Origin of the sequence: Ruminococcus hominis (assembly GCF_014287355.1) — a bacterium.
In the GTDB taxonomy this organism is placed as follows: domain Bacteria; phylum Bacillota; class Clostridia; order Lachnospirales; family Lachnospiraceae; genus Schaedlerella; species Schaedlerella hominis.
In genome coordinates, this window is sequence record NZ_JACOPE010000001.1 from 1271886 (window position 1) to 1293580 (window position 21695).

Annotated in this window: 21 protein-coding genes; all 21 read left to right on the forward strand. The window is 36.2% G+C overall.

What is annotated here, in order from left to right; all coding sequences use genetic code 11:
- Nucleotides 1-3: 3 nt before the first annotated feature.
- Nucleotides 4-1299, forward strand: a complete 1296-nt coding sequence (locus tag H8S40_RS05500) for a chloride channel protein (RefSeq protein ID WP_186864790.1) — start codon at nt 4-6, stop codon at nt 1297-1299.
- A gap of 125 nt (nt 1300-1424) precedes the next feature.
- A complete protein-coding gene (pyrH, locus tag H8S40_RS05505; RefSeq protein ID WP_494545940.1) occupies nt 1425-2126 on the forward strand; it encodes a UMP kinase in 702 nt (233 codons plus the stop codon).
- An 18-nt stretch (nt 2127-2144) separates the two neighbouring features.
- Nucleotides 2145-2696, forward strand: coding sequence for a ribosome recycling factor (frr, locus tag H8S40_RS05510; protein WP_022075443.1), 552 nt, complete (start codon nt 2145-2147; stop codon nt 2694-2696).
- Between the two features lie 66 nt (nt 2697-2762).
- The gene (gene uppS, locus H8S40_RS05515) at nt 2763-3479 is read left to right on the forward strand and encodes an undecaprenyl pyrophosphate synthase (RefSeq protein ID WP_186864791.1); all 717 of its coding nucleotides are present in this window, start codon (nt 2763-2765) and stop codon (nt 3477-3479) included.
- Nucleotides 3472-4284, forward strand: a complete 813-nt coding sequence (locus H8S40_RS05520) for a phosphatidate cytidylyltransferase (protein WP_186864792.1) — start codon at nt 3472-3474, stop codon at nt 4282-4284. Before uppS ends, H8S40_RS05520 begins: the two co-directional genes overlap by 8 nt.
- A 68-nt stretch (nt 4285-4352) precedes the next feature.
- Entirely contained in the window at nt 4353-5507 is a 1155-nt protein-coding gene (locus tag H8S40_RS05525; RefSeq protein WP_186864793.1) for a 1-deoxy-D-xylulose-5-phosphate reductoisomerase, read from the forward strand.
- A complete protein-coding gene (gene rseP, locus H8S40_RS05530) occupies nt 5508-6542 on the forward strand; it encodes an RIP metalloprotease RseP (RefSeq protein ID WP_186864794.1) in 1035 nt (344 codons plus the stop codon).
- Nucleotides 6543-6629: 87 nt separating this feature from the next.
- A complete protein-coding gene (locus tag H8S40_RS05535; protein ID WP_186864795.1) occupies nt 6630-7187 on the forward strand; it encodes a manganese efflux pump MntP in 558 nt (185 codons plus the stop codon).
- A 10-nt stretch (nt 7188-7197) separates the two neighbouring features.
- A complete protein-coding gene (gene rlmD, locus H8S40_RS05540; RefSeq protein WP_186864796.1) occupies nt 7198-8379 on the forward strand; it encodes a 23S rRNA (uracil(1939)-C(5))-methyltransferase RlmD in 1182 nt (393 codons plus the stop codon).
- A gap of 84 nt (nt 8380-8463) precedes the next feature.
- On the forward strand, nt 8464-9219 hold the full coding sequence (locus H8S40_RS05545; protein WP_121055916.1) for a Rossmann-like domain-containing protein: 756 nt from the start codon (nt 8464-8466) through the stop codon (nt 9217-9219).
- Between the two features lie 22 nt (nt 9220-9241).
- On the forward strand, nt 9242-10276 hold the full coding sequence (locus tag H8S40_RS05550; protein WP_186864797.1) for an alcohol dehydrogenase: 1035 nt from the start codon (nt 9242-9244) through the stop codon (nt 10274-10276).
- 289 nt (nt 10277-10565) lie between these two features.
- Nucleotides 10566-12068, forward strand: a complete 1503-nt coding sequence (locus H8S40_RS05555; RefSeq protein ID WP_186864798.1) for a class I SAM-dependent DNA methyltransferase — start codon at nt 10566-10568, stop codon at nt 12066-12068.
- Nucleotides 12069-12116: 48 nt separating this feature from the next.
- Nucleotides 12117-13280 carry a restriction endonuclease subunit S gene (locus H8S40_RS05560; protein WP_186864799.1) on the forward strand — a complete coding sequence of 388 codons (1164 nt, stop codon included), beginning with the start codon at nt 12117-12119 and terminating at the stop codon, nt 13278-13280.
- A gap of 13 nt (nt 13281-13293) precedes the next feature.
- Nucleotides 13294-13752, forward strand: coding sequence for a DUF3990 domain-containing protein (locus tag H8S40_RS05565; protein WP_186864800.1), 459 nt, complete (start codon nt 13294-13296; stop codon nt 13750-13752).
- Nucleotides 13752-14213: a hypothetical protein gene (locus tag H8S40_RS05570; protein ID WP_117989776.1), complete on the forward strand. Its 462-nt coding sequence runs from the start codon at nt 13752-13754 to the stop codon at nt 14211-14213. Before H8S40_RS05565 ends, H8S40_RS05570 begins: the two co-directional genes overlap by 1 nt.
- A gap of 43 nt (nt 14214-14256) precedes the next feature.
- Nucleotides 14257-15225, forward strand: a complete 969-nt coding sequence (gene xerA / locus H8S40_RS05575; RefSeq protein WP_186864801.1) for a site-specific tyrosine recombinase/integron integrase — start codon at nt 14257-14259, stop codon at nt 15223-15225.
- Nucleotides 15226-15258: 33 nt separating this feature from the next.
- Nucleotides 15259-16371 (forward strand): restriction endonuclease subunit S, encoded by a 1113-nt coding sequence (locus H8S40_RS05580; RefSeq protein ID WP_186864802.1) that lies wholly within the window; start codon nt 15259-15261, stop codon nt 16369-16371.
- Nucleotides 16372-16385: 14 nt separating this feature from the next.
- Nucleotides 16386-17099, forward strand: a complete 714-nt coding sequence (locus H8S40_RS05585; protein ID WP_186864803.1) for a type II restriction enzyme NmeDI-related protein — start codon at nt 16386-16388, stop codon at nt 17097-17099.
- 29 nt (nt 17100-17128) lie between these two features.
- A complete protein-coding gene (locus tag H8S40_RS05590; RefSeq protein WP_186864804.1) occupies nt 17129-20437 on the forward strand; it encodes a DEAD/DEAH box helicase family protein in 3309 nt (1102 codons plus the stop codon).
- 44 nt (nt 20438-20481) lie between these two features.
- Nucleotides 20482-20796 (forward strand): hypothetical protein, encoded by a 315-nt coding sequence (locus H8S40_RS05595; RefSeq protein ID WP_207723249.1) that lies wholly within the window; start codon nt 20482-20484, stop codon nt 20794-20796.
- Between the two features lie 9 nt (nt 20797-20805).
- On the forward strand, nt 20806-21666 hold the full coding sequence (locus H8S40_RS05600; protein ID WP_022075433.1) for a damage-control phosphatase ARMT1 family protein: 861 nt from the start codon (nt 20806-20808) through the stop codon (nt 21664-21666).
- Nucleotides 21667-21695 lie beyond the last annotated feature (29 nt).

A 21695-nucleotide genomic window follows, 5' to 3' on the forward strand; every position in this document is an offset into this window, starting at 1 on the left:
GCTGTGGAAAAAGAAAGTGAAAGAACGCTATTTGATAAAGGGAAAATATTAATTTATTACTATTATGAAAGAACCCGGAGGGACGTAAATAATTTTTTGAAATGGCTTGCACTTGCAGTGTTAACCGGTCTGGTGGTCGGTGGGGCCAGCAGTGTCTTTGCAGCTTGTATAAAATATGCGATAGAATATAGGGACAGCCATTTATGGGTGTTCCTGCTTTTGCCTATAGCAGGTTTAATGATTGCATTTTTATATGAAAAGATGGGAAGGCAAGATGGAGGTACGAATCAGGTATTGGCAACAATCCGTTCTAGAGATAAGGTTCCGTTTCGTTCAGCACCATTGATTTTTGTGGCAACCTTGCTTACTCATTTAACAGGTGGTTCGGCAGGCCGAGAAGGTGCGTCAATTCAATTTGGAGGAAGTATCGGAAGTTGGCTTGGAAAACTTGTACATCTCGATGAATTTGACCAGCATGTCATAATCATGTGCGGAATGAGTGCGGCATTTGCGGCAGTATTCGGAACACCGATGGCAGCAGCGGTATTTGCAATGGAAGTAGTAAGTGTAGGGGTTATGTATTATGCAGCCTTACTTCCATGTGTGACAGCATCAATCATAGCGGCAGAGTTTGCAACCGGTATGGGGATTTTTCCGGAAACATTTCCGGTAGACAGAATTCCGGTGCTTACGATTGAAAGTGGCATTAAAATGGGAATTATTGCGGCATTATGCGGAGTGCTCAGTATTTTATTTTGCGTCTTATTAAAATGGACAGGACAAATTTATGGTAAATATTTAAAAAATCCATATATCCGTGTTGTTGTGGCGGGATGTCTTGTTATTGTAATTACAGTTTTATTACAGACGAAAGATTATATGGGAGCAGGAAATGAATTGATTGCGCGAGCTATTGCGACGGGAGATGCACGCCCGCTCGATTTCTTATGGAAAATGATATTAACAGCTATCACGATGCGTGCCGGATATCGAGGAGGAGAAATTGTACCGGCATTTGCAATTGGAGCGACGTTTGGCTGTGTGATGGGAAATATACTTGGAGTGTCACCGGAGGTGGCTGCAGCAGCAGGTATGGTGGCTTTGTTCTGCGGAGTGACGAATTGTCCGATTACTGCAATGTTAATTTCATTTGAATTGTTTGGATTTGCCGGTGCTGCATATTATTTGATCGCAATTTCTATTAGTTATGCAGTGTCAGGATATTACAGTTTGTATAAAGATCAGACGATTGTATATTCAAAATATAAAGCAAGATATATTAATCGAAGAACCAGGTAGAAAACCATATAAAGAAGAACGATATATACATGACAAAATAGAAAAGATATGATATACTTCAATTTATAAATCTAAATATAGAAAAATGATAAATTATTTTTCTATCGGAATACGTTAAGGAGCAGATTGTTATGAAAAGAGTACTCTTAAAACTTAGCGGCGAAGCACTTGCCGGAGATAAAAAAACAGGGTTTGATGAGGCTACTTGTATCGGAGTGGCAAAACAGGTTAAAACTTTGGTTGATGAAGGTTATCAGATTGCAATTGTAACAGGCGGAGGTAACTTCTGGAGAGGTCGCACAAGCGAAACAATTGACCGTACGAAAGCAGATCAGATTGGTATGCTTGCAACAGTTATGAACTGTATTTATGTATCAGATATTTTCAGACATGTAGGTATGAAGACTGAGATTTTCACACCATTTGTATGTGGAGCATTTACATCATTATTCTCAAAAGATGCAGCACTTGCTTCATTGGAAGAAGGCAAAGTAATTTTCTTCGCAGGCGGTACAGGACATCCATATTTTTCAACAGATACAGGTGCAGTACTTCGTGCAATCGAGATTGAAGCAGATGCAATGCTTCTTGCAAAAGCAATCGATGGAATTTACGATAGTGATCCGAAGGTGAATCCGGAAGCGAAAAAGTATGATGAGATTTCAATTCAGGATGTTATTGATCAGAAGCTCGCAGCAGTTGATATGACAGCATCCATTCTTTGTATGGAGAATAAGATGCCGATGCTTGTTTTCGGACTGAATGAAGAGAATAGTATTGTTGAGACAATGAGTGGAACATTTACAGGAACAAAAGTAACTGTATAAGAAAGGAATTAATAAGATATGAACGAACAATTGAAAGTATATGACGACAAGATGACGAAATCAATCAACAGCCTGAACAGTGAGCTTGCTACAATCCGTGCAGGACGTGCGAATCCACATGTATTGGATAAGCTTGCAGTAGACTATTATGGATCACCAACACCAATCCAGCAGGTTGCTAACGTATCTGTACCAGAAGCTCGTATGATTCAGATCCAGCCTTGGGAGAAGAGCCTGCTTAAGGAAATCGAAAAAGCAATCCTTGTATCTGATATCGGAATTAATCCTACAAATGACGGAACAAGCATTCGCTTGATTTTCCCAGAGCTTACAGAAGAGCGAAGAAAAGAGCTTGCAAAAGATGTTAAGAAAAAGGGAGAAGGCGCAAAAGTTGCAATCCGTAACATTCGTCGTGATGGAAACGATGCGTTCAAGAAATTAAAAGGAAGCGATATTTCAGAGGATGAGATTAAAGATCTGGAAGAACAGCTTCAGAAATTAACAGATAAATACATCAAAGAAATTGATGTAGCAGTAGATGTGAAGACAAAAGAAGTCATGACTGTCTAATTATATGGAGGGGCGCAGTTATTGCAGCCCCTCTTATGCTGTATGTACTTAGCAAGGAGGAAAACTATGAATGTACCACAACATGTAGCCATTATTCTGGATGGAAATGGGCGTTGGGCAAAGGCAAAAGGAATGCCTAGAAATTATGGACATGCACAGGGAAGCAAGAATGTAGAGCGTATCTGTGAAGAAGCGTGGAGAATGGGAATTAAATATCTGACTGTTTATGCGTTTTCTACAGAGAACTGGAATCGCCCAAAATCAGAGGTCGATGCTTTGATGACATTACTTCGTAATTATATGAAAACATGTCTGAAGACAGCGAAGAAAAACGATATGAAGATTCGCGTGATCGGAGATATCGCCCCTTTAGATGATGATATTAAAAAACGTATCCTTGAATTGGAAGAAGCAAGTAAAGATAATGGAGGATTGAACTTTACAATTGCATTAAATTACGGAAGCCGTGATGAAATTGTCCGTGCTGTGCGAAAAGTAGCTCAGGATTGTGTAGATGGTAAAGTTAATCCAAAAGATATAGATGAAAAATTGTATAGTTCATATTTAGATACCTGGGATATTCCAGATCCGGATTTATTGATCCGTACAAGTGGAGAACAGCGTTTGTCAAATTATCTGTTATGGCAGCTTGCTTATTCAGAGTTTTATTTTACAGATGTTCCTTGGCCTGATTTTACAAAAGAGGAATTGATCCGTGCAATCGAACAATATAATAATAGAGATCGTCGTTTCGGAGGAATAAAGGAGGAACAGAATGTTTAAGACACGTTTGTTAAGTGGAATATTATTAGTGATCATTGCATTAATCACAATTATTTCAGGTGGAAATATTTTATTTGGAACTGTTTTAGTCATCAGTCTGATCGGGCTGAGTGAACTTTACAAGGTGTTCAAAATTGAAAAAAAACCATTGGGAATATGTGGGTATTTATTTACCATAGGATATTATGTTTTGTTATACATGAGTTCCTTGTTATCAAAAAGTAATCATGACTGGTTTATGATGTTGTTCTTAGGATATTTAATCTGTCTTATGGCAATTATGGTTTTCGCATATCCAACATATCATGCAGATCAGTTGATGGCCGCATATTTTGGATTGTTCTATGTTGCTGTTATGCTTTCATATATCTATCAGATTCGAATTGAAGTTGGCGGAGTATTTAAAGTATGGCTTGTGTTTATTTGTGCATGGGGATGTGATACATGTGCATATTGTGTCGGCATGTTAATCGGAAAACATAAAATGGCCCCGGTACTAAGTCCAAAGAAATCTGTAGAAGGCGGAATCGGTGGAATTGTCGGAGCAGCATTGATTGGAGTTCTCTATGCACTCGCAATTAATAAATGGGGCGGTGCAGGCGTTGGTGTTGCTGAATTTGCAATTATCGGAGCGGCAGGCGGTGCAATTTCACAGATTGGTGATCTGGCAGCTTCTGCGATAAAGAGAAATTATAATATTAAAGATTATGGAAAGCTGATACCGGGGCATGGTGGTATCTTGGATCGATTCGACAGTGTTATTATTACAGCACCATTGATATATTTCTTGTCTAATATTTTGTAAATATAAGAAAAAGTATGTAGCATATGTGAGATATAATTTAGATATAAAGAGAATAATAGGTGAGTATAATGAAAAAAATAGCAATATTAGGTTCAACAGGTTCTATAGGTACACAGACATTAGAAGTGGCAAGAACAAATGGAGATCTTGACATCGTTGCTTTGGCAGCCGGGAATAATATAGAGCTTTTGGAAAAGCAGATCCGAGAATTTCATCCAAAGCTGGCTGCTGTGTGGAATGAAAAGAAAGCAGCTGAATTAAAGAATAATATTCAGGATTTGAATGTTAAGGTTGTAACAGGAATGGATGGTTTGCTTGAGGTGGCGGCAATACAAGAATCGGAGATACTTGTAACAGCAATAGTAGGGATGATAGGAATCCTTCCTACTATCGAAGCTATTAAAGCCGGAAAAGATATCGCGCTTGCCAATAAGGAAACTCTTGTTACAGCAGGACATATTATCATGCCTCTGGCAAAAGAACATGGGGTATCAATTTTACCTGTAGACAGTGAACATAGTGCAATATTCCAGTCTCTACAAGGAGGACAGGAAAAGGCATTACACAAAATCTTACTGACTGCTTCCGGAGGTCCGTTTAGAGGAAGAAAGCGTGAGGAACTGGAGCATATTCAGGTTGAAGATGCATTAAAACATCCGAACTGGGCGATGGGAAGAAAGATTACAATTGATTCTTCAACCATGGTCAATAAGGGGCTGGAAGTTATAGAAGCAAAATGGCTGTTTGATGTAAGTGTAGATCAGGTGCAGGTGGTTGTACAGCCACAAAGCATTATTCACTCAATGGTAGAATATGAGGATGGAGCGGTGATCGCACAGTTAGGTACACCGGATATGAAGCTTCCAATCCAGTATGCATTATATTACCCGGAGAGAAGATATTTACCGGGGGAAAGATTGGATTTTGAAACATTGACTCAGATTACATTTGAGAAACCGGATATGGAAACATTTTATGGATTGAAGCTTGCTTATGAAGCAGGAAGAATCGGTGGTTCGCTTCCGACAGTACTCAATGCTGCGAATGAAAAAGCGGTTGCAATGTTTTTAAATCGTGAGATTCGATATCTGCAGATTCCAGAAATCATTCAGGATTGTATGGAGCATCATAAAAATATTGTAAATCCAACAATACCGGAAATTCTGGCTACAGAGCAGGAAACATATGAATATATTTTAGCAAAATATAAAGGTGGTAACTAAATGGGTATAATCATTGCGATTTTATTGTTTAGCGCAATTGTAATTTTTCATGAATTAGGTCATTTTTTGCTTGCCAAAGCAAATAAAATCCGAGTTGATGAGTTCTCCTTGGGTATGGGACCGACATTGATCGGGAAACAGATCGGAGAGACAAAATTTTCTCTGAAATTGCTTCCTCTGGGTGGTGCATGCATGATGGGAGAGGACGATGCGGATGATACAGCGGAAGGAAGTTTTAATAGTAAATCCGTATGGGCAAGAATTTCTGTTATTGCAGCAGGACCGATATTTAATTTCATACTGGCATGGATCCTTTGTATTATTATGGTTGGATGGATTGGATATCATTCACCGGAAATAGGTGCGGTAGAAACAGGGTATTCTGCTGCGGAACAAGGTTTACAGGCAGGAGATGTTATTACGAAGATCAATGGTCATAGCATTCATTTGTGGGAAGAAATTACATTGTATAATTTTTCAACAAAAGAGGGCGATGCATTGTCTGTCACATATGAACGTGATGGAAAAACGCATACCGCAGAACTGCTGGCAAAACAATTGGAAAATGATTCCTATGCCAGACTTGGTATCGTAAGTATTGGTGAGCGTACAAAACCGGGAGTTTTCGGTACATTAAAGTACGGTGCCTATACAGTGAAATACTGGATATCTTATACTTTCGAATGTTTAAAAATGTTGCTTAGCGGACAGGTTGGAATCAATCAGATGTCAGGGCCGGTCGGAATCGTATCGGTAGTAGACAATGCATATCAACAGGCAAAACCAGCGGGAATGCAGGTGGTATGGCTGAATATTTTAAATATCGGGATTTTGTTGACAGCAAACTTAGGGGTGATGAATCTCATACCATTTCCTGCATTAGATGGTGGACGCTTGATATTTTTGTTTATTGAAGCTATTCGAGGAAAACGCATTCCGCCGGAAAAAGAAGGAATGGTTCATTTTGCAGGATTCGCATTGTTAATGATATTAATGGTGATTGTTATGTATAATGACATTATGAGAATTTTTTAAAAATTGAAAATGATGGGACTCATGGACAATACGAAAAGGTTGTCTATGAGTTTTCTTATGTTCAAACGAAAGAAGAGGAATAAACCAATGAACATTTTAGAGCTTTTTATTTTAGCAGTTGGCCTTTCTATGGATGCTTTTGCAGTATCGATTTGCAAAGGGTTATCGCTGGGAAAGATCCAGAAGAAACATATGGCAATTGCAGGGGCGTGGTTTGGATGCTTTCAGGCATTGATGCCATTGATCGGATTTTTTGCAGGTCGTTTTTTCGCTGAAAAACTGACACAGTATGATCACTGGGTTGCATTTATACTATTGTTGTTTATCGGCGGAAGTATGATAAAAGAATCATTGGGTGAAGAGGAAGAGTCAAATGATGCAATGGATATAAAAACAATGTTTTTGCTTGCGGTTGCGACGAGTATTGATGCTCTGGCAGTTGGTGTGACATTTGCTTTTCTGAAAGTTGCAATTTTACCTGCAGTTGTATTTATCGGAGTTGTAACATTTGTTTTTTCAGCAGCAGGAATCAAAATCGGAAGTATATTTGGAACAAAATATAAATCAAAAGCAGAATTATGTGGTGGAATCATTTTGATATTAATCGGGTTGAAGATTCTGCTAGAAGGAACTGGAATTTTATAGAGGTAGACAAATGAGATCAGAACAAGGAAAGAATAAGAAAAAATCAACAGAACAGGCAGTCTGTCCAATTTCTAAAAAATGTGGAAGTTGTCAGTATCAGGGGATGGCATATCATAAACAGTTGCAGAAAAAACAAAGACAAGAGGAATCTTTACTGGGAAGTTTCGGTAAAGTAGAACCAATTATAGGAATGAAAAATCCATATTATTATAGAAATAAAGTACATGCAGTGTTTGATCGTGATCGAAGGGGAAATGTCATTTCCGGAACATATGAAGCGAAAAGTCATCGGGTTGTAGCGGTAGAAAACTGTCTTATTGAAGATCAGAAGAGTCAGGAAATCATTCATACGATTAAAAACCTACTGAAATCTTTTAAAATCAAAACTTATGATGAGGATACAGGGTATGGATTGCTTCGTCATGTTATGATCCGTAGAGGGTTTAAAAGCGGGGAAATTATGGTAATCCTTGTTTTAGGTTCTCCAATTCTTCCATCAAAGAATAATTTTGTGAAAGCACTTCGAAAAGAACATCCGGAGATTACAACGGTTGTATTAAATGTGAATGATAAAAAGACAAGTATGGTTTTAGGTGAAAAAGAAAAACCGATTTATGGACCTGGATTTATTAAAGATGAACTGTGCGGATGTACATTTCGTATTTCACCAAAATCATTTTATCAGGTCAATCCGGTGCAGACAGAAATTTTGTATAACACAGCAATTGAATATGCAGGATTGAAAGGAAAAGAAACAATTATTGATGCTTACTGCGGTATTGGAACAATCAGTTTGATCGCAGCAAAGCATGTAAAGAAAGTGATTGGGGTAGAGCTAAATAAAGATGCCGTAAAAGATGCCAAAATCAATGCAAAAGAAAATCATATCACAAACGCAGAATTCCGACAGGGAGATGCAGGTGAGTTTATGGTGAAGATGGCAGAGAATGATCAAAAGGCAGATGTAGTTTTTATGGATCCTCCTAGAGCAGGAAGTGATGTGAAATTCTTATCATCTGTTGTGAAGTTGAATCCGAAGAAAGTGGTATATATTTCATGTGGACCCGATACGTTGGCACGAGATCTAAAATATTTAACGAAGCATGGATATCAGGTGAAACGTATTCAGCCTGTGGATATGTTCCCATTTTGCAATCATTGTGAAACAGTAGTGCTTTTAGAACGAAAATAGGTGGGAAATTGTAGATAGTGATAAACTATTTACATCGGAATGGGACGAAGACGTCAATTGTTTTTTGGGGAAAGTGAGAGAATCATGACAAAAAAAGAATTGTATGAAATTTTAAAAGAGCGTTTTGAACAGGTTTTAAAAGAACATCAGATTGAAAATGACCATTTATCTGTTTCTTGTCATGCATTGACACCGGAAGAAGCAATCGGGAAGACAAAACGGACAGATTATCCAATCCTCACAGGGAAGGATGTAATGATCCAGGCAGAATATAAAGGTGTCAAAGGGCAGGCGTTTACAGATGCTCCATCGACATTTGAAGGAATGCTGGAAGATATTTTGCAGATGGATATTGAACATAATCCTCATGACAGAGGCATTTTTATTGCAACCATGAATGCAGTTTTGGTATCTTTGGGAATGTGTAAGGGAACAGTCCATTGTCGCAAGGAAGGACCGGAGCTTTGTGCACAAGATATGAAACAGTTTTTAGAAACCAATTATCCGGATGTTCAGAAAATTGCTTTAGTGGGATTTCAGCCGTCTTTGTTGGAGATGCTTTCAAAAAGCAAATATGAAGTGCGGGTAATGGATTTGAATCCGAATAACATAGGTCAAGTCAAATTTGGAATTTGCGTGGAAGATGGAAATGTTATGAAGGAAGAAATCAGGGATTCTTACGCTGAATTAATTTTATGCACAGGAAGTACTCTTTGCAATGGGTCAATTGTAGATTATCTGAATCTTGATACAGAAGTATTATTTTTCGGAACAAGTGCTTCCGGAGCCGCAGCTTTGCTTGGATTAAAGAGGGTTTGTTTCGCTGATAAATACGAATAATATGGGAGAGGTAGAGAAAGTAATGCAGACTTATACATATGTTTCAAAAGGAAAATTTGAATTAAAAGAAAAGCCAAAACCTTTGCTTATGCATGAACGCGATGCCATTGTTAAAGTGACACTCGCAAGCATTTGCTCAAGTGATTTACATATTAAACATGGAAGTGTTCCTCGTGCGGTTCCTGGAATAACGATCGGGCATGAGATGGTGGGAGTTGTCGAAGCGGTTGGAAATGCTGTCACGCATGTAAAACCGGGAGACCGAGTAACTGTAAATGTAGAGACTTTTTGTGGAGAGTGTTTTTTCTGTAAGAAAGGATATGTAAATAACTGCACAGATGAAAATGGCGGCTGGGCACTTGGATGTCGTATAGATGGAGGACAGGCAGAATATGTGCGAGTTCCTTTTGCAGACCAGGGATTAAATAAAATACCAGATGAAGTTACAGACCGACAGGCCTTACTGGTAGGGGATGTTCTTGCTACCGGCTATTGGGCAACACGTATTTCGGAAATTACAGAGGAAGATACGGTGTTGATCATAGGCGCTGGTCCTACAGGTATCTGTACATTGCTTTGCGTTATGCTGAAGAAACCAAAACGTATTATTATGTGTGAAAAAGATAAAGAACGTATTCATTTTATTAAGAAACATTATCCCGAAGTGCTTACTGTTTCACCAGAAGAATGTTTCGATTTTGTTAAAGCTAACAGTGAGCATGGCGGAGCGGATGTGGTTCTTGAAGTTGCAGGAGCAGAATCAACATTTCGTCTGGCTTGGGAATGTGCAAGAGCGAATGCAATTGTAACAGTGGTTGCACTTTATGACAAAGCGCAAACGTTACCGCTTCCAGATATGTATGGAAAGAATCTTATCTTCAAAACCGGTGGTGTAGACGGATGTGACTGCGAAGAAACTCTGAAATTAATTGCAGAAGGCAAGATTAATACAGAACCGCTTATCACACATACATATCCTCTTAGCAGAATTGAAGAAGCATATGAGCTTTTTGAAAATAAAAGAGATGGTGTGATTAAAGTAGCGGTGGAGTGTTGAGGCAGAGAACTTTACGAGGTACAAAGAGATGGAACCAATGAATTTGTCAATTTAGCAAAATGAAATAGGAAAACAGATTAAGAAACTGCGTGCAGAAGTTCGGTTTCAAGCATAGATTGTTAGAAATTATTATACGCAGAGTGTTTTTGGATCAGCGTGAGCTGGTCCTTTTTCAATTGACGATGACACAATAGAAATATATAATTAGTTGTATAATATAATTTTCAAATAAGATAATTAAATTGGCGGTGGACATTACACCAAATATATATAACTGGAGAATTAGAAGATGATTACAGGAGAATTGAAAAATAGAATAGACAGTCTATGGGAGATTTTTTGGACTGGCGGTCTCACGAATCCATTAGATGTTATTGAGCAGATGACATATCTTATGTTTATTCATGATCTGGATGTGTCTGATAATATACATGCAAAGGAAAGTGCCATGCTTGGTCTTCCTTACGAAAGCGTGTTTTCTAAAGAAGTAAAAATCGGCGAGAGAATAATTGATGGAACTCAGCTTAAATGGTCCGTTTTTAGGGACTATCCAGCTGACAGAATGTATTCAGTAGTACAGGAAATGGTATTTCCATTTATTAAAAATCTTCACGCAAACAAGGAAAGCGCTTTTTCTAAATATATGGATGATGCAATTTTTAAGCTTCCTACACCACTGATGCTTTCTAAAGTTGTCGATGCAATGGATGATTTATATACACAAATGGCAAAATTAAATGATTCAGATGCCAGAGGAGACGTATACGAGTACCTACTTTCGAAGCTTGCAACTGCAGGAGTAAATGGTCAGTTTAGGACTCCTCGACATATTATTAAGATGATGGTTGAACTTATGGATCCTAAGGCTGATGATATTATTTGTGATCCAAGTTGTGGTACAGCAGGTTTTTTGGTGGAATCAGGAGAGTATTTATGGGCAAATAAAAAAGATGAAATTTTCTATGATAAGCAGAAAAAAGATCATTTTATGAATCATATGTTCCATGGTTTTGATATGGATAGAACAATGCTTCGTATCGGTGCTATGAATATGATGAATCATAGAGTAGAAAGTCCATTTATTGAATACAGAGACAGTTTATCTGATCAGAATCCAGATACCGATAAATACTCATTGATTCTTGCCAATCCACCGTTTAAAGGAAGTCTTGATGCAGATATTGTATCGTCGGATTTATTGAAGGTGTGCAAGACAAAGAAAACAGAGCTTCTTTTCCTGGCATTATTTGTTCGTATGCTAAAAGTTGGTGGAAGATGTGCATGTATTGTTCCTGATGGAGTATTATTTGGTTCATCGAAGGCTCACAAGGATATTCGAAAAGAAATAGTTGAGAATCAGAGATTAGAAGCAGTTATCTCAATGCCTTCTGGTGTATTTAAACCATATGCCGGAGTGTCAACAGCAATACTTATTTTTACAAAAACAAATTATGGCGGAACAGATAATGTGTGGTTTTATGATATGCAGGCAGATGGATTCAGTTTAGATGATAAACGTTCAGCTGTAACTGAAAATGATATTCCAGATATTATTGAAAGATTTCGTAATCGTGATGCAGAAATGGAAAGAAAGCGTACAGAAAAATCATTCATGGTTCCAAAACAGGAAATTGTTGATAATAGTTATGATCTTAGCATAAATAAGTACAAAGAAGTTGAGTATGTGGCTGTCGAGTATCCACCAACATCTGAAATTATGGCTAATATCCGCAAACTTGAGATGGAGATCAGTAAAGAAATGGAAGGATTGGAGCAATTACTGAATTTATAAGGAAGGAAATATAAATCTGATAAATTCGGATTTGTAGGGATGATGTAGATGGAAGTAATGATGAAAGAACTTGGTGAAATTATCACAGGTAATACACCAAGTAAAAAGACTGAAGCGTTTTGGAGTTCAGAAGATATTTGCTTTATAAAGCCAGATATTATTGCAGATGATGGAATTAACGAGATTGTGGATTCAAATGAATATATATCTGAAGATGCAAGAAAAAAGGCAAGAGTTGTTGGTAAAAACTCAATCTTTATTACTTGTATTGGTAGTATTGGGAAAATTGGAATTGCTTCAGATGGAGAATATGCATTTAATCAGCAGATAAATGCAATTATTCCAAATAATAGGGTACAACCTAAATATTTGGCATATAATTTGTTGTTCAATAAGCCAAGACTTGTTGCCATAGCAAATGCTCCTGTTGTTCCGATAATAAATAAGAGTCAGTTTGGAGAGTTTGCTGTAAATATTGAAACTGATATTGATAGACAGTGTGAAATTGTCGATGTTTTGGATAAACTTACACAGATTATTCAGCAAAGGAATAAAGAAATATCTGCTTTAGATGAGCTTATCAAAGCCCGATTTGTCGAGATGTTTGGAACTCTTCATGACAATGAAAATGGATTTGAGGTAGTTACTATTGAAGACGTTTGTTCTTTGATAAAAGATGGTACGCATCAAACTCCTCAATATACTGAAAACAAAGAAGAGGGATTTAAGTTTTTATCTTCGAAGGATGTAATGTCACAGAAGATAGATTGGACAGATATAAAGTATATTCCAGCAGAGTTGCATGAAAAATTATACGCCACAATTAAACCACAGAGAAACGATATTCTGATGTCGAAGAATGGCGTTAATTACGGGGTTGCGGCAGTTAATGATACAGACGAGATCTTTGATATATATGTTAGTCTTGCATTGCTTAGACCGAAGGAAGAGATAGATCCTGTTTTCTTGAGGTGTGTAATAAACAATCCTGAAACAAAGAGGCAGTTTGATTCCAGTATAAAAGGTATTGGAGTTCCTAATTTGCATTTAGGAGAGATTAGGAAAACAAAGATTTTTCTTCCGCCAATAGAACTTCAGAAAGAGTTTGTATTATTTGCGGAACAAATCACCAAATCAAAAGTTGCAGCGCAGAAAGCACTTGATGAAACAAAATTATTATTTGATAGTTTAATGCAGCAGTATTTTGGATAAGGAGTGTTGCAAGATGGGAATGATGACAGTATATCATGGAGGATATCAACCGGTAGACAAGCCAGAAATACGGAAGGGCCGTAATACCAAAGATTTTGGAACAGGTTTCTACTGTACCGTGATTAAAGAGCAGGCAGAACGATGGGCAAGGCGCTATGATACGAAAGTAGTTTCTATTTATGATGTGCGTTTGAATGAAAAATTGAATATAAAAGAATTCAAAGAGATGACCGAAGAATGGTTAGATTTCATTATAGAGTGTCGAAGTGGAAAAAGCCATACTTATGATATAGTAATTGGTGCTATGGCTGACGATCAGATATATAATTATATATCCGATTATATGGATGGTGTGATTACAAGAGAGCAGTTTTGGGTATTAGCAAAATTCAGATATCCAACACATCAGATAGTTTTTTGTTCTGATAATGCATTACAGTGCTTGAAATATAGAGATTGCGAGGTGCTTTGATGATAGGTGAAGGTAGAGAAAGTAAAAAAGATAATGATCTTTTTTATACGTGCAGTTTAATTGATTACATTGCACGAAAGACAAAGAATACACGTGTTGATGTTGTAAATACCCTTGGGAAGAAAAATCTTGATAAAATTTATGATTTAGCAGATGTATATCATTGCGATAATATAGATAATGTGAGTGGAGAATTTGTTGAAAAATGCAATATTCAAGAAGGAAAATTTGATAATGTCGGAGAATGTAAATATGCAATCCCGACATATTGGGATATCGGGAAAGTATATAAAAGATTAATAAAAAAAGTATCGGAAAGCGAAGGGATTACAGTGATAGATGCATTGATAAAGGTTTACAATTCGTTTATTAGTGAAAAAATCGATGATTATAACAGTAGTGTATACTACGAAAATCCGTCATATATATATGAGTCATATAAGGAAAATAAAATACTTTAATAAAAATGGATGAAGGATGTTGGTATAAAAGGAGAAAACCAACATGGAAGAGAAAATCGTAAAAGTATTGAATGAAATGTCAGAGTATTTGACAATTGCGCAAATGAAAAAATTGCAGGAAGTTATATTAGAAGCTTTTTCAGAAAATGAGATAGAGAAATCCAGTATATCAAATGACGCTTTTTTGCAAATGTTTTTAGATGCAAAGAAAATAGAAGGGTGTTCTGAGAGAACATTGCAGTATTATTATACAACGGTAGCACACATGCTTTCTAAAATGGAAACTCCGGTTAGAAAAATAACAACAGAAGAAATAAGAACATACTTATCTGAATATCAGGGCAATAGTCATTGTACAAACGTAACGATAGACAATATCAGAAGAAATATTTCCAGCTTCTTTTCTTGGCTTGAGGAAGAAGATTATATTTTGAAAAGTCCTATGAGACGAATCCACAAAATAAAAACAAAAACAGTAGTGAAAAGTGTGATATCAGATGAGGGGATTGAAAAACTTAGAGACCACTGCACAGAAAGTCGAGATTTGGCTATTATTGATTTGCTTTATTCGACAGGGATAAGAGTAGGCGAACTGGTTAATTTAAATAAAGACGATATTGATCTAGAAGCTCGAGAATGTGTTGTATACGGAAAAGGTAATAAGGAACGGCGTGTATATTTTGATGCAAAGGCCAAAGTACACCTGAAAAATTATATGGAAAAAAGAAATGATGATAACAAAGCCTTGTTTGTTACACTAGATTTTCCGTATGATCGCTTAAAAATCAGTGGTGTAGAAATTAGATTACGAACTCTAGGAAGAAAACTGAATTTAGAAAGAATACATCCGCATAAATTTCGAAGAACTATGGCAACAAGAGCCATAGATAAAGGAATGCCAATAGAACAAGTTCAAAAAATATTAGGGCATTCACAAATTGATACAACAATGCAGTATGCGATGGTGAACCAGGCAAATGTTAAATCTTCACATCAAAGATTCATGAGTTAGTATTAGCAATTCGGATTTGTAGGGATGATGTAGATGGAAAAGATTAGATTAGGAGATGCCTGTGAAATCCTAAATGGTTTTGCATTTAAAAGCGAAAACTATGTCGATTCAGGTATTCGAGTTATCAGAATTGCTAATGTACAGAAAGGATATATTGAAGATAACACACCAGCATTTTATCCATTGGGTTCAGTGGGATTAGATAAATACATGCTGGAAGAAGGGGATCTGTTAATATCCTTGACAGGCAATGTTGGTAGAGTTGCAATTCTTGAAAAGGAGTTTTTGCCAGCTGCTTTGAATCAGCGTGTTGCCTGTTTACGTTTGAAAACGAGTAGACTAACAAAGGGATATTTGTTTCATATTTTGAATGGTAATCTCTTTGAGCAACAATGTATTCAATCATCAAAAGGTGTTGCACAAAAGAATATGAGTACAGAATGGTTGAAGAATTATGAGATTCCACTGTATTCAAAAGAAAAACAAGATATAATTACGAAAATTCTTGACAAGACATACAATGTAATATCTTGTAGACAGCAGGAAATTCAAAAATTTGACGATCTTATCAAAGCCCGATTTGTCGAGATGTTTGGTGATATAAAGATTAATGAGTATGGATGGAAAAAATGCACATTTAAGGATGTTAGTACAAAGATTACAGATGGAGAGCATGGCACAGTCCCAAGAGTAGATGAAGGCGAAGGATATCTCTATTTCATGGCTCGTAATATTACAAAAGAAGGTGAAATTGATTTATCTGAAACATCTTTTGTTCCACCAGAGATCCATGAAAAAATATATAAAAGATGTAATCCGGAAAAGGATGATTTGCTTCTGGTATGCGTAGGGGCGACAATAGGAAAATGTACATTAGTTTCGGAAATAATGGGTGAGTTTAGCATGGCGCGTAGTGTGGCATTGATTAAACCTAATAAAGAAATGGTTACAAGTAATTTCTTGATAAATTTATTAAGAAGTGAAGCAATTGAGAATGATATTGATCATTGTTCACATGCGGCTGCACAGGCTGGACTATATACAAATATGATTAATAGTTTGGAGGCTTTTGTGCCACCTATGGATCTTCAGATTGAGTTTGATACGTTTTGTAAACAAGTCGACAAATCAAAATTGAAAGAATAGAAGGAGTGAACCGAATGTCACAGAAAGATAAAGTTATTGATGCAATGAGGCGAAATGGTGGTTATGCCACATTTCAACAATTAAATCAACTTGTGGATTTTAGTACATGGAAGACCCAAACGCCACAGGCGAATATCAGACGGATTGTTCAGGTGCATGACGAGTTCTTTCGTATAAAGCCTGGTTTATGGGCATTGTCAGAATGCAAAGAAGATGTATTGAAGCGTTTTGACATAGTAGAGAATGACACTAAAAGTGACGATTTATTCACTCATTCCTATTATCAGGGAATTATTGTAGAACTTGGTAATATGCATAATTACAAGACATATGTTCCAAATCAGGACAAGAACAAGAAATTTTTAGAAAGAAAACTATGTGAGCTTACTACTGAGTCTGAATTACCGGAGTTTACATATGATAAGATAGCAAAAAGAGCTAAGACTATAGATGTCATTTGGTTCAATGAAAGAAGAATGCCTTTCAGATTTTATGAAGTAGAACACTCTACCAATATTACCAATTCTTTAGATAAATTCTATGAATTGCAGGATTTTAGAGCAGATTTTTATATTATTGCTGATGAAAGTCGTAGAAATCAGTTCGATAGGTTACTTGAAAGAAATATATATAGCAGTATACGTAACTATGTAAAATTTTTTAATTATGAGAACCTAATTAATCAATATACAAAAGAAAGTTCATTAATGATGATGGATAGGATATAAGAAATACTGAAATGGGAAAGGTGTGCCATATGATAACCAACTTTGACTATTTAAAACAAGAAGCCAGATTTAATAGTTTTTCAGATGTAGCAGTAGCAGCAGAGAAAATTCTTAAAATTGACAAAGAATCCAGTGTGATTAACTGTCGTCGTGCTATGGAGTTTGCTATCAAGTGGATGTACTCCGTAGATAAGTCGTTGGAGATGCCATATCAAGATAATCTTGTGAGTCTTATGAGTACCGAGGACTTCCATGATTTGGTTGATGATGCATTATGGAAACGTCTCGATTTGATTCGCAAGATTGGTAACAGAGCTGCACATAATGGTAGAAAGATAACAGAAGATGAAGCGATACTTTGCTTACAGAATCTGTTTATCTTTATGGACTACGTGTCATATTGCTATTCGGATTTCTATGAAGAGAGGCAATACGATATAAGCTTGCTTAATGAATCGACAGAAGAAACTGCTGTGGCTAAAACTTCAGATGACGATGTGGATTTAAAGGCATTAATTGCTGAGAACAAAGCTCTTAAGGAAGAACTTACTGCAAAACGAACAGAACAGCAACAAACATATGTTCCAAAACCATTGGAGTTGTCTGAATATAAGACAAGAAAAATCTATATTGATTCTATGCTTTTGGATGCAGGATGGACAGAGGGAAAGGATTGGATTAATGAAGTCGAGTTACCGGGAATGCCTAATAAATCAGAGATTGGATATGCGGATTATGTTCTTTACGATGATATGCACAGACCGCTTGCGGTAGTTGAGGCAAAGAGAACCTGCATGGATGTCGCGAAGGGAAGACAACAGGCAAAACTTTATGCCGATTTATTAGAGAATCAATATAATAGAAGACCAGTGGTTTTTCTTACCAATGGTTTTGAAACAAGAATTATAGATAACCAGTATCCGGAGAGAAAGGTTGCTGTTATTTATTCCAAGAGAGATTTGGAAAAGCTTTTTAATCTTCAAACAATGAAAATAAGTCTTAAGCATATTGTTGTAGATAAAGGTATAGCAGGTCGTTATTATCAGGAAGGTGCAATTAAGGCAGTGTGTGATACATTTGATAATCGCAATCGCAGAAAAGCATTGCTTGTGATGGCTACAGGTTCAGGCAAAACAAGAACAGTAATTGCATTATGTAAGGTCCTTTTGGACAAGGGATGGGCTAAAAACATATTATTCCTGGCAGATCGTAATTCTCTTGTTACGCAGGCAAAAAGAAATTTTGCAAATCTTTTACCTGATTTGTCATGCTCCAATCTTGTAGAGGAAAAAGAAAACTATACAGCACATTGCATTTTCTCTACATATCAGACCATGATGAATTGCATTGATTCGGTCAAGGATGTAAATGGAAAGTTATTTACTTGTGGACATTTTGATCTCGTAATCTGTGATGAAGCACATAGATCCATTTATAACAAGTATAGAGATATATTTAATTATTTCGATGCTCCATTGGTAGGGCTCACAGCAACCCCTAAGGATGAGATTGATAAAAATACTTACGGGATTTTTGACTTAGAAAATGGTGTACCAACATATGGATATGAGCTTTCTCAAGCAGTAAAGGATGGTTACCTTGTAGACTTTGTGACTGTTGAAACAAAACTGAAATTCATTGAAGAAGGTATTGCTTATGATGAGTTATCCGAGGAAGATAAAGCTACATATGAAGAGACCTTTGAATTTGAAGATGGAAAATTACCGGAGCGAATTAATTCATCGGCACTAAATACATGGATATTTAATGAGGATACAATCAAACAGGTTTTGCATGTACTTATGAAAGATGGGCTTAAGGTGGATTATGGGCAGAAAATTGGTAAGACAATTATTTTTGCTAAGAATCATGACCACGCGGAGAAAATTCTTGAAGTATTTAATAAGCAGTATCCAGAATATAGTAAAAAAGGGAAGCCATTTGCTAAGGTAATTGATAACCATATGACCTACGCTCAGAGTGCAATTGACGAGTTTTCGGATCCAAAGAAAATGCCTCAGATTGCAATTTCTGTTGACATGCTTGATACAGGTATTGATGTGCCTGAAATATTGAACCTCGTATTTTTCAAAAAAGTTATGAGTAAGGCGAAGTTCTGGCAGATGATTGGTCGTGGTACTAGACTTTGCTCAGGACTTATAGATGGACAGGATAAAGAAAAATTCTATATCTTTGATTTCTGTGGAAACTTTGAATTTTTCCGTATGAATCAAGGAAAACCAACAGCAAATATGGTTGCTTTGCAAGGAGCTATTTTTTCTCTTAAATTTGAAATTGCCTATAAACTGCAGAATCTTGAATATCAAATTGACAGACTTATTGCGTACAGAAGTAAACTTGTTGAGGCAATGGTAGAAAAAGTGCAGGAATTGAATCGTGAAAATTTTGCGGTAAGACAACATTTGAAGTATGTTGATACGTATTCTGTTGAAAATAATTATCAATCAATTACGTTTGAAGACACATTAATGGTTCGTGAAGAATTAGCACCACTTATTATGCCTGACGGAGAAGAAGCAAGTGCAGTTCGTTTCGATGCTTTGATGTATGGAATGGAATTAGCATATTTAGCGGGCAAAGGATATGGTCGTCATAAAAGTGATCTTTTCAAAAAGATTGAAGGTCTTGCTGGGGTAGCAAATATTCCGGAGATTCAGAAACAATCAGAACTGATTAATAAAATTCTTCATACAGACTATATAGATAATGCTGGAATTGATGAATTTGAACATATTAGGATAAGCCTCCGAAATCTTATGAAGTATTTGCCTCAAGGAATAATTAAATACAATACAGATTTTACGGATGAAATCCTGTCTACAGAATGGAATGATTCTGAACTTGAGAATGATGAATTGAAGAATTATAAGGCTAAAGCTGAGTTTTATGTTCGTCAACATCAGGATAATATTGCCATTGCAAAACTTAAGACAAATCAGCCTCTTACAGAAATGGATGTAGAAAGCCTAGAACAGATTCTTTGGAAGGAAGTTGGCTCTAAAGATGATTATGAGAAAGAATATGGTCATAAACCTTTGGGGGAATTTGTACGTGAAATTGTTGGACTTGATATGAATGCTGCAAAAGAAGCATTTTCAGAGTTTTTGAATGATATAAATCTTGATAGCAGACAGATTTACTTCGTAAATCAGATCGTAGAGTACATTGTACATAATGGAATGATGAAGGATCTGTCTGTACTTCAGGAATCACCATTTACTGATAAAGGAAGTGTGGTAGAGTTATTTACGGATCTGACAGTATGGATGGGAATTAGAAAAGTTATTGATCGAATTAATGCTAATGCAGCAGCGTAAAAGAAAAAAATTATATATTAAATGTTGGTGCTGATTTTGGACAAATGGATAAAAAATATAATCAAGTAAACGGACATGCAGCGATATTAAATTTAAATGTAAATTACAACAAGATTAAGTTAATGGAGGAAAAACAAATGTTAGGAAAACCTAGGTTCAAGAGAGAAGATTTAGTGACTTTTAATTTCAATATCGAGGGAGAAATTCAAAAAATTGATGGGGTGATATATATCGTAGATGCATATGGAACATTTGAGCAAAATGAAGAACCTTCATATGATATAGAAGCATTATATAAAGGCGAAGTTACGTTGTTTAAGCATGTACGTGAATCGGAAGTTTCAGAGAGGGGAAATTAGAGTCGTCTTATGGTTATAAATGAAAAGTGTAAAATATGTCAGATAAAACGAAATAATAATAGATATCCGGTTGGTGCAACAGAAGAAAAAATAAAAGAATATCAATATAAAGTTAATGAAATTGTAAAAAATAGTGATGGTTTAACTACACCACAGGTTGCTGAGCAAATGGATAATCTTCGTAAAGAACTCTTTGGTAACACAATGGATTACACAGAAATCAAACAGCATTATAATAAATTAATGCTGGATTATTTTCCATACATGGAAAATAAAGTTAATACATCTGAAAATCATTTGAAAATGGCAATACAGTATGCAATGGTTGGAAATTATATTGATTTCGGAGCATTGGAAAATGTGAATGACATTGAATTGAAAGATAAATTGGATGAAGCAGTAAATATACAAATAGATTCTAATCTATTGACTGATTTTCACAAAGAGATAGTCAATGCTAACAGATTGGTATATTTTACAGATAACTGTGGAGAAATTGTAACAGATAGGTTATTGATTGCAACCCTTCGAGACATCAATCCTGATTTATATATATCCGTAATTGTAAGAGGAAAGCCGGTTTTAAATGATGCTACGTTAGAGGATGCAAAATATGTGCATATGGAAGATGTTGCACAAAAGGTAATTGGAAATGGTACGGGAATGCCAGGTAATGTTATCGGAGCAATATCTCAGGAAGCAATGGATGAGGTTGAGAACGCTGATTTGTTGATTTCCAAAGGACAGGGAAATTTTGAAGGATTAAGCGGTTGTGGATTAAATATTTATTATTTTTTCCTATGCAAATGTGAAATGTTTATGAGACGTTTCGGTGTTGAACAGTTTACAGGGATTATGACAAAAGAGTAGGTTCTTAAATAGTGAAAGAAGAAAAGTAG